Here is an 8,830-nt window from a genome sequence, read left to right on the forward strand (position 1 = left end):
CGGGAGGTCCCGCGTGAAGCGTCCCGCGGCGGCCATCCGCATCCGTCCCCGCGCGGGCGTCGTCATCGCCATGGCGGCCTTCCTCGGCGCCGTCGCCTTCTTCTGGCCGTTCCTGGTGGCCCCGGGGACGTTCGGGTCCCACTACGCCCCGCCCCTGATCTTCGGCGTGCTGCTGGTGATCGTGCTCTGCGTGGTGATCTCGGAGATCGCCGAGGGCGGGATCGACTCCAAGGCGCTCGCGATGCTGGGCGTGCTCTCCGCCGTCAACGCGGCGATCCGTCCGCTCGGCGCGGGCACGGCCGGGATCGAGACGGTGTTCTTCATCCTGGTCCTCGCGGGCCGGGTGTACGGGCCGGGCTTCGGCTTCACCCTCGGCTGCACCTCGCTGTTCGCCTCCGCGCTGATCACCGGCGGGGTCGGCCCGTGGATGCCGTACCAGATGTTCGGCTGCGCCTTCGTCGGCATGCTCGCCGGATACCTGCCCCGGGCGACCGGCCGCCTGGAGGTCATGCTGCTGGCCGTCTACGGATCGCTGTCCGGCTATCTGTTCGGCTTCCTGCTCAACCTCTCCTTCTGGCCGTTCTCCCTCGACCCGAACAGCTCGATCGCCTATCTTCCCGGCCTGCCGTTCACCGAGCAGTTCCAGCGCTACCTCGCCTTCGACGTGGCCACCTCGCTGGGCTGGGACACCGGCCGGGCCGTCACCAACTTCGTGTGCATCACGCTGGCCGGCCCCGCCGTGCTCACCGTCTTCCGCCGCGCCGCCCGCAAGGCGAGGTTCCAGGCGCCGGTCCGATTCGCGCCGCGCTCCGGGGCCTCTCCGGACTCCGCGGCCGGCTGAACCCGTCCGGCGGCGTCCCGCCGCCGGACGCGCACCACGTCGTCACCACGGACACCACCGACACCACCGACACCACCGTCGAGAGGATTCCCATGCGCTCCACGTTGCTCCGCCGTGCCGCCGTGACCACCGCCGTGCTCGGCCTCACGCTGACCGCCGCCCCCGCCGCGCAGGCGGACACCCACGCCGCCGCACAGGCGTTCACCAACGCCCCGGTGAGAGTCACCGTCACCGTCCAGGGGCCTGACGGCCTGCTGTTCGAGAAGAAGATCTTCACCTGGGGGCACGACTTGACCACCGCGACCGGCGGCACCCACACGTGCGACGGCACCAACGGCGGCGCACACGCCACGAAGGTGCCCACGCCCACGGCCGCCCTGGACCACGCGGCGAAGCGCAACGGCTTCACCTGGGACGGCGCCTGGTACGACTTCTCCGTGGACACCGTGAAGGGCATCAGCGGCGGCCCGTCCGCCTACTGGAACATCTCCGTCAACGGCACACCACGCCGGTGGGCGGCTGCCAGTTCGAGATCGAGCACGGCGACCAAGTGGCCTTCACCTGGACCTCGTTCTGACACAGGCACCCGGCCGGACGACTGCTTCCGCGACCCGGCCGGGTCCGTCCTGCCCGGACACGGCGAGCTCGCTTACACCGGGCCCCGTCGGTCCGGTGGGCGGCAGACCTAACCGCATTCGTGGCAGGGATGCCGCGATGTCGGCGTTGGCATCACCCCGTGCGAGGTCGATCAGGACGTCGCGCTAGCGAGGGGCGAGCCGTTCGAGCCAGCGGCGACCAAATGCACGGCGCGCAAGATCGCTGCGGGGCCCTGTCCTTGTGGAGAAAGCGTCGAGGCCGACGGCGAGAGCACCTGCACCCTCGGGGATGCGGCGAACTCCCCGCGTGCACCGCCTCGGCGCGCCGTGCTGCCGGACACGCTACGCAGCTGTCGTGGCCGCGACCGCTGACAGGAAACGACCCGCCGGAAATGCCGCCTGGCTGCTGGACGCGCCCCTGTCGGGGCGGCGCCCGGCGCCCTGAGGCACCTTGCGCCGGGAACTGAGCCGCCCCGAGGGGCGCCGGCGAGCACGCTCCTGGCACCTGCCCACGTGATCATCAGAACCCGCCCGTAGCCACCACTGGCGGCGATAGCATCCTGATCCACAACGACCCTGGGGGGATCATGACAGAAGAACATAGCCAGCCCGAACCACCCGTACCCCCCACGACGCCGCCACCGCCGATCGATGCCCCGCCCGTGCCCCACACGCCACAAACGCCCCCGAAGAAGCGCCTCACCCCCCTGGCCGCAGGCCTCCTCGGCCTCATCGTCGGCGCCGGACTTGTCGGCGCCACCTGGGCGGTCACCGCCAACCAAGACCCTGAGACCTTCACTCTCGAAGGCGCCTTCGCCCTCACCGACGAGGTCTACAGCGAACCTGGCTCAGAGAATTGCCGCGGCTCCGTCACCTCCGGCTACGACGACATTGCCGAGGGCACCAGTGTCACCGTCTACGGCGCCGGCGACGACGTCATAGCCACTGGTCATCTCGGCCCCTCGGAGCCGAACGACTCCGGGACCATCTGCACTTTTGAGGTCGTCATCGAAGACGTCCCCAAGGGTGAGAAGTTCTACAAGGTGGAGGTTTCCCACCGCGGTACCGTTCAACTCACCGCAGAGGAAGCAGAGAACGGCGAACTATTCGCCAGCCTCGGATAGCCGGACAAGAGTCATGCCCTACAGGAGCATCAAGTAGCGCGAAAGGGCAGAGCCCAGCTCACCCGCTGCGACGGCGCCGACGAGCACCGCACCGCGAACGTCGTGTGCGCGAACCGCTGGACGTCCAGATGCGGCTGCTAGCCACGCGATTCGCCTTCCGATGGAGGGGAATCGCTCCTCGGATCCCTCCCGGGACGGACTGGGGAAAGGCGAATGAAAGCGGTCTACCCGCCGTAGATCCGGGCCGAAACGAGACCGTTTCTGATCACTCTTGACCGGGATGCATAGTGTGACAAGAATGGATTTTCGCGGAGGGCTCTACGGCCCTGAAAACCCCTGCGCGGACGGTAGTTTCAGTCCGGGCCCCACCGACGAGGGCCCGCCCGGGAGAGTGTTACAGCACCTTCCCGGGGACGATGAGTCCGAAAGAAACAGGCAAATGCTCGAACCAATTCGCCGAGGGCGCCTGCAGCTGCCCCCCGGGCAAATTCACGGTACCAGTTTCAACATCAGTTCTGCAGAGGTTCCCCCCTCTCCCGGCGGCCAGGCGGTCGTTCGGCTGAGCGCTCTGCTCGCCGCGTTCGTCCTCATCTGGACCCTGGTCACGGAAACCACCGTGGACACCGCCGAGTCCGCCTTCATCGCCGCCATGCTGGGCTTCACATGGCACGCCGGCGTGCACATCACCTGGGACTCCCGCCGGTAACTCCAGCCGGCCGCCGGCCCCGCGCCTCGCGCGGGGCCCTTCCCCCTCCACCACCGCCCAGCGCGGTATCGCGTACACGGGCCGGGCGCAGCGGCCCGCATGCCCGAGGAGTTCTCATCCTCTTCACTCCCCGATCGAGTGCGCCCTCCGGCAGCGCCCCTGTTCACTCGTCCGTGCGGCCCCGAGCCGCCCTTGCCGCGACCGACCTCGGCTACGCCGCCTTCACCGAACGCAACCATCCCCGCTACACCCGCTACGCCCACGCCCGCCTGGCGCAAGCCGCCCACGTGACCGCCGCGGTAAACGCCACCCTGATGTACGCACAGGAGGACTGGTACTGGCTGCTGGGCCAGCCCAGCCTCGCGGCCGACGTCTGGGAAGAGCTCCGCTACCAGGTCAGGGCCGTTTCCGGAGCTGGTTCGGCACAGGATCCCGACGTGAACAGGCTGTACGACAGGCTGCCCGAGAACAGCGCCGACAGTGTGCTGCTATGCCACCGTCTCGGCTTCGCCGTCGGCGAGGCCGCCGAACTCATGGGTCTGGAGATCGCGACGGTTCACGCTGGTCTTGCTGTCGCCCACCGCGCTCTTCCGCAACCGGCCGAGAGGGGGTCTCGGACGCACTCCTGAACGCGCCCCGCGTGAACGTTCGCCGGCGAAACACTCGCCGCCGCTACTTCTCGCCACCCCACGCCACCCTTCACCCGAACTGACGGTGGTGCGGTGTGTGCTGCCCTCATAAGATGGGAAACCACTTTGAGCGCGGCGGAATCGGCGAGGGGACACGTCCGTTGGCGGAAGAAAGACCCGTGGTCGATCTGTCGGTGCCCAGTGCTGCACGCATGTACGACTGGCTCCTCGGCGGCAGCAGCAACTTCGAAGTCGACCAGACAGCCTGCGAGATGCTCCTGCAGGTCGCCCCGACGTCCCGTGAGATCGCACGCAACAACCGCTGGTTCCTCCAACGCGTGGTCCGCGACATCGCACAAGAGCACGGGATAAGGCAGTTCATCGACTTCGGATCCGGACTTCCCACGCAGCGCAACGTGCACCAGATCGCCCAAGAGGTCGACCCCGAGGCCCGCGTCGTCTACATCGACAACGACCCCGTCGTCCTAGCACTGGGCCAGTCGCTTCTCAACGAGAACGACAAGACCGCGATCCTACCCGTCGACATGACGGACACCGAGACCATCTTCGCGCACACGGAGGTCGCCCGGCTCATCGACTTTACCCAGCCGGTGGCAGCCCTCTTCGTCTCCGTCCTCCACTGCCTGCCCGACAGCGCCAGGCCCAAGCAACTGGTCCAGCGAGTCGTGGACAAACTCGCGCCCGGCAGCTGCGTCGTAGTGTGCCAGCTCGTCAGCGACGACCCGCAGGTCCGCCAGGACGTCACCGAACTCATGCGCGTCCAGACTCACGGCAACTGGGGCCGCGTAAGGGAAAAGAAGGACGTCGAGGACATCTTCGAAGACCTCATCACAGAGGATCCAGGTCTTGTCGATGTGACCGACTGGCGACCTGACTCCGAACTCCAGCAGCGCCAACGCAGCATCGAATGGACAGAGTACGGCGGTCTGGGAAAGGTGCCGCCCCGGGACTAAGTGACCGGGAGCACGCCCCGCTTCCTACGAGAAGTGCTTGATCGCCTGCTCCAGCATCCTGCGGCTCCGCTCCGGCGACGCACACGCTTCACCCTGGATCCGCAGAAGCAGTTGCAGGTGCCGCTCGTAGTCCCGGTCCTTGTGCGACGAGGACTTGACCTGCTCCTGCGAGTCCCGGGTGCGGACGGGCTTGCTGAAGTAGTCGGCCTTGCCATAGCCCTCGGAGTAGACCAGGTCGGGAAGACCACCACGTCCGAACTGCAACTGCGCCATCGAGCCGGCCATCGACGCCTCATTACCGGCGATCAGCGCATCCAGCAACACAAAGCGGATAACGACATACGGCAGGTCGGCCAACTCGCGCATCCGGGCCATCTGCGCCCGCATGACCTCGTCGGAGCCGACACGGCGCCGCAGAACAGACTCGTCCATCAAGAAGACCGACATGGGCGGTTCGGCCTGCCCGAGAACCCGCTCCTGCCGCTCCACGCGCTGCGCGAGACGCAACTCCAACTTCCCGTCATCCCACTCACTGCGGTGCAGGCCGGTCCGGATGAGGCAGGCCGCGTACTCGGGGATCTGCAGTAGCCCCGACACCAGCCGCACATCGTAGGCGGTGAGGGAGATGGCCATCGACTCCAGGCCGAGCAGTCGCTTCAGGTAGCCCGGGGTGATGTCGTTGAACCGGTGCTGAAACCACTCGGGTTCCTCAGCCCGGGCGGCCAGCACCTTCAGCAGGTCGTAGGTGGTGTCGTTGACCTTCAGGGCCTTCGCCGCCGCCTCGATCGTACGGCGCTGCGGGGTGCCCTCCCCCGTCTCCAGACGGCTGACCGTGGGCGTCGACACGAGGATGGCTTTGGCCAGCTGTGTCTGGCTCAGATCGGCCTCGATGCGCAGATCTTTGATAGCCAGACCCAGCATGATCGTGGCAGCCGTCTTCGTCGTGTCTGGCCCGGCCGCCGGCCGGGCCAGACGATTGATCGGAATTGGGTCGGCGGACACTCTCTCTCCTCAAAGCGTGGACATATGCCAATCATGACACGCCCGGGAGAAGGGTGACGTTAGAACTTGCTTTCCCCGACTACCTGTTGTGAGTGACCAGGTCGTTGAAATCGCCGTTCCTGACGCCGTCGAAGAAGGCGTCCATCTCGTCGGCGGTAAAGACCAACGCAGGGCCGCCTGCGTCGGTCGAGTTGGCCATGGCGTAGCCACCCTGCGGCAGTGCGGCGAGCTGCACACACATGCCGGCGGCCTCGGACTTGCGGCTCTTGACCCAAGGCCCCCGGATCAGGCTAGCAGCCATACCGTTCGTAAAGTTCTGCATCAACGAAGATCCCTCTCTGTTCGATAATCCCATTAGTCTTGCTCCCTCGTGGCACGCCGGTAAGCCTCACAGGTGAGGGGCTCGTGAAAACCCGTCATGCAATTTCATAGACCGGCGCGAAGGAATGCTAGCCCTCCGGATTCGAACAGTGCCGTCCCGCTAACGGGTGGCGCGGCCCCCAGCCCGGGCGGTACCGGGCTCCATTCCCGGACGTGCACGACCTCGACGCTGCTTCGTGGCGCCGAAGTTCATCCCCTGGAGTGAGGCGCGAAGCTGCCCTACCACCGAACCCTCTCGAGCTGCCGACCCCCGAGCCTTGATGCCTGTCTGTCAAGAGCGCGGGCTGAAGCGGCATGGCGGCCTCACCGTGAGCTGATGCGAACTCACGGTGATCCTCGGCACCCTGCTCGTGGCGCCGCTGCTCGCACTCCTCGGAAGCCGAACCCCTTCAACCAGCGGACGCTCATGCGCCACTACAGCGAGCCCATGCCGTCCGAGACCGACGCCGCCGCGTCGAACGATGAGGCGGTCGGTCTCCTCGGTGAGGCTGGGGAGACGCAGGCGACGCACTGCATGCCAAATACGTCGACGACCTGAAAACGCACACGGCCGCAAACCACCCACTACGGAGTAGCATCCACGCATGCACTATGCAGTCAGCTCAGACAGGATCGTCCGTCTGTTCGGACTTCGAGGGATCGTCATGTTCCCCCCTGACGCACAGCACGCCGGAGAACAGAGCCGTTCCCTGTGCATCCTCCACGAAGTTGGCCTCCCTCACGACGAACTCTTCCTCTCTCGCATATCTGTCGAGAGCCCAGGCAAGGACTCCGCCTACCTTGGCGAGTTCCTCGCCTCCATTCAACGCGCACACCCCCCCCGAGGCACAGAAGTGGCTCGTCCTCGGCTACTTCAACGACTCAGTACTGGCCCTTGACCCCACGACGGAACACGTCTACGCCTTCCCGGAAGACACCTCACGTCATCTCCTCATGCACCGGGATGTGGAGTCCTTGATCTACAGCCTCTGCGCGCTGCAGGCATACCACTCCGAACGCGACGAGGCCGAGGACGAGGAGGCACTCGCCCAGCAAACACGAGCAGCTGTCGAACAGTTCGACAACACTCCTTTCGAGGACCCCATCTCTGAATGGAACATCATCTTCGAAGAGATCTTCGAGGGGTCCTGGTAGCTGTTGCTACCGGCAAAGACGACCGCGTTCCGGCACGTGCAGTCCAACCTCTGATGGCGAGCGAAGTGTCAGCCAAGCTCTGCGGATGATCGGCACTTCCTGGCAAGAGCTGCGTGCCACTGGCGATGGCCCAGCATCAGCATCCGTGCACGCCGAGCCTCACGATTGACAAGAGCCCCACCATTCAGCCAAAGCATCCGACCGACGCACCTCGCGATCATTGTCGCCGAACACTGACCCACTACAGGCGACCGTGGGTGCGATGGCGATCGTGCACTGGCAGCCGGAGCGGGCGATGCCGATCGCGGAGACGCCCTCCGAGCGCCTCCGCCGCGATCTGCCCCCTCCCGTCGATCTGGTGCAGTCAGTCCAGGGCGTGTGTCTGAGCACTGTCGCGGTGGTGGTCGTGGACAGTTCTTGGGGCGGGGCCGCGAGACTTTGGATTGCTCCGGACGAACCATGGGGAGATCACAAAACCGCTGATCCCGCCGTCGAAGGTGCGGATGCAAGAAGACAGGACGCCGGACACACGCGATCACGCACTGTTCGAGCCCCAGCCACCACGTGCTGGTCAGCCTGCTGCGCAGAGCGAGCTTTGTCCCCGCGCTCCGGGACATCGAAGTCGACAGAGCACCGCGGCGCCGTGACCTGCTCCCGGGCCGGCATGTGGGGACGCCTGCACAAGACAGTGTTCGACCGGATCGCGAGTGCGTCCCGCTCGACCTGTCCGGCACGGTTCCCGACCTGCGCACGTGCAGGCCAAAACAGGGCGAACCTGAAGGTCCGAGCCCCGCGGACAGGAGCAAGGTACGCGCCGAGACGTACCTCGCATCGGACGCGAACGGACTGCGTTTGACCTTCGTCGTCTCGTCGGCCTGCACCTACGACAATTTCGGGCTGGAGCCCACGCTCGCTGGGCTCCAAGCGAGCGTCGAACCTGACCGCGGCTGACGATACGAGTCCCGCAACTCCATGCCGACGACGTCTACGGCATACCTGAAGTGGGAAGATGGCTGCGCGGCGAACATAGCGCCGACTGGACCGCCCGCAGAGGTATCGACTCCGGCGGACGTCTCGGCCGATGTTGCTGAGCCATCGAGCGCACGATGTCGTGGCTCACCTACTACCGAAGACAAACCACCGGCACGAGCACCATCCGCACACCTATCTGGCCTTCCTCAGCTTGGCTGCCGCCCTCTGCTACTACAAAGGAGTGTCCGCCTCACCACTTAAGGACATGGTCTTGAGCCCGACCGGCGGTGGGCCTGCCCTGGGGTCACTCCGCAAGCGCGAGGACCACCACGTGGCAGATGTCGCGTCGTGCGTGTGATCGGGTCAGACCTCCCATCTGTAGGAGGTATGGACCGTTGCCCCTGCACCGACGGTTTCGAGGGGCCATCCCGCAGGTATGGGAACCACTCTGCGTTGATTAGTGGCCGCGGC

The 8,830-nt window shown here is 66.1% G+C and carries 8 protein-coding genes and 1 pseudogene; 7 read left to right on the forward strand and 2 right to left on the reverse strand.

Annotation, left to right across the window (positions count from 1 at the left end; translation table 11 throughout):
• Positions 1-70: 70 nt before the first annotated feature.
• The 6 genes and pseudogenes from JE024_RS41760 (at position 71) to JE024_RS39680 (ending at position 4,870) form a co-directional block, all read left to right on the forward strand.
• Positions 71-841: an ECF transporter S component gene (locus tag JE024_RS41760; RefSeq protein WP_244883790.1), complete on the forward strand. Its 771-nt coding sequence runs from the start codon at positions 71-73 to the stop codon at positions 839-841.
• 92 nt (positions 842-933) lie between these two features.
• Positions 934-1,418 (forward strand): annotated as a pseudogene (locus JE024_RS39660) (DUF4430 domain-containing protein).
• Between the two features lie 606 nt (positions 1,419-2,024).
• A complete protein-coding gene (locus JE024_RS39665) occupies positions 2,025-2,561 on the forward strand; it encodes a hypothetical protein (protein WP_205378806.1) in 537 nt (178 codons plus the stop codon).
• A gap of 439 nt (positions 2,562-3,000) precedes the next feature.
• Positions 3,001-3,267: a hypothetical protein gene (locus JE024_RS39670; RefSeq protein ID WP_205378807.1), complete on the forward strand. Its 267-nt coding sequence runs from the start codon at positions 3,001-3,003 to the stop codon at positions 3,265-3,267.
• 173 nt (positions 3,268-3,440) lie between these two features.
• Positions 3,441-3,896: a hypothetical protein gene (locus JE024_RS39675; protein WP_205378808.1), complete on the forward strand. Its 456-nt coding sequence runs from the start codon at positions 3,441-3,443 to the stop codon at positions 3,894-3,896.
• Between the two features lie 113 nt (positions 3,897-4,009).
• Entirely contained in the window at positions 4,010-4,870 is an 861-nt protein-coding gene (locus JE024_RS39680) for an SAM-dependent methyltransferase (RefSeq protein ID WP_205378809.1), read from the forward strand.
• Positions 4,871-4,894: 24 nt separating this feature from the next.
• On the opposite strand, the gene JE024_RS39685 is transcribed toward JE024_RS39680, so the two are convergent.
• Together JE024_RS39685 and JE024_RS39690 are read right to left on the reverse strand one after the other, a co-directional pair.
• Entirely contained in the window at positions 4,895-5,872 is a 978-nt protein-coding gene (locus JE024_RS39685; protein ID WP_205378810.1) for a helix-turn-helix domain-containing protein, read from the reverse strand.
• Positions 5,873-5,951: 79 nt separating this feature from the next.
• Complete coding sequence (locus JE024_RS39690; RefSeq protein ID WP_205378967.1) at positions 5,952-6,194, reverse strand: DUF397 domain-containing protein; 243 nt, start codon at positions 6,192-6,194, stop codon at positions 5,952-5,954.
• A gap of 839 nt (positions 6,195-7,033) precedes the next feature.
• Here JE024_RS39690 and JE024_RS41765 point away from each other — a divergent pair.
• A complete protein-coding gene (locus JE024_RS41765) occupies positions 7,034-7,387 on the forward strand; it encodes an SUKH-4 family immunity protein (RefSeq protein WP_244883740.1) in 354 nt (117 codons plus the stop codon).
• Positions 7,388-8,830: the final 1,443 nt, after the last annotated feature.

The sequence above is a fragment of the Streptomyces zhihengii genome (genome assembly GCF_016919245.1).
Lineage (GTDB): Bacteria > Actinomycetota > Actinomycetes > Streptomycetales > Streptomycetaceae > Streptomyces > Streptomyces zhihengii.

Coding starts and splice junctions, on each gene's coding strand:
- JE024_RS41760 (WP_244883790.1), top strand. CDS start 71: ATGGCGGCCTTCCTCGGCGCCGTCGCCTTCTTCTGGCCGTTCCTGGTG.
- JE024_RS39665 (WP_205378806.1), top strand. CDS start 2,025: ATGACAGAAGAACATAGCCAGCCCGAACCACCCGTACCCCCCACGACG.
- JE024_RS39670 (WP_205378807.1), top strand. CDS start 3,001: ATGCTCGAACCAATTCGCCGAGGGCGCCTGCAGCTGCCCCCCGGGCAA.
- JE024_RS39680 (WP_205378809.1), top strand. CDS start 4,010: ATGGGAAACCACTTTGAGCGCGGCGGAATCGGCGAGGGGACACGTCCG.
- JE024_RS39690 (WP_205378967.1), bottom strand. CDS start 6,194: ATGCAGAACTTTACGAACGGTATGGCTGCTAGCCTGATCCGGGGGCCT.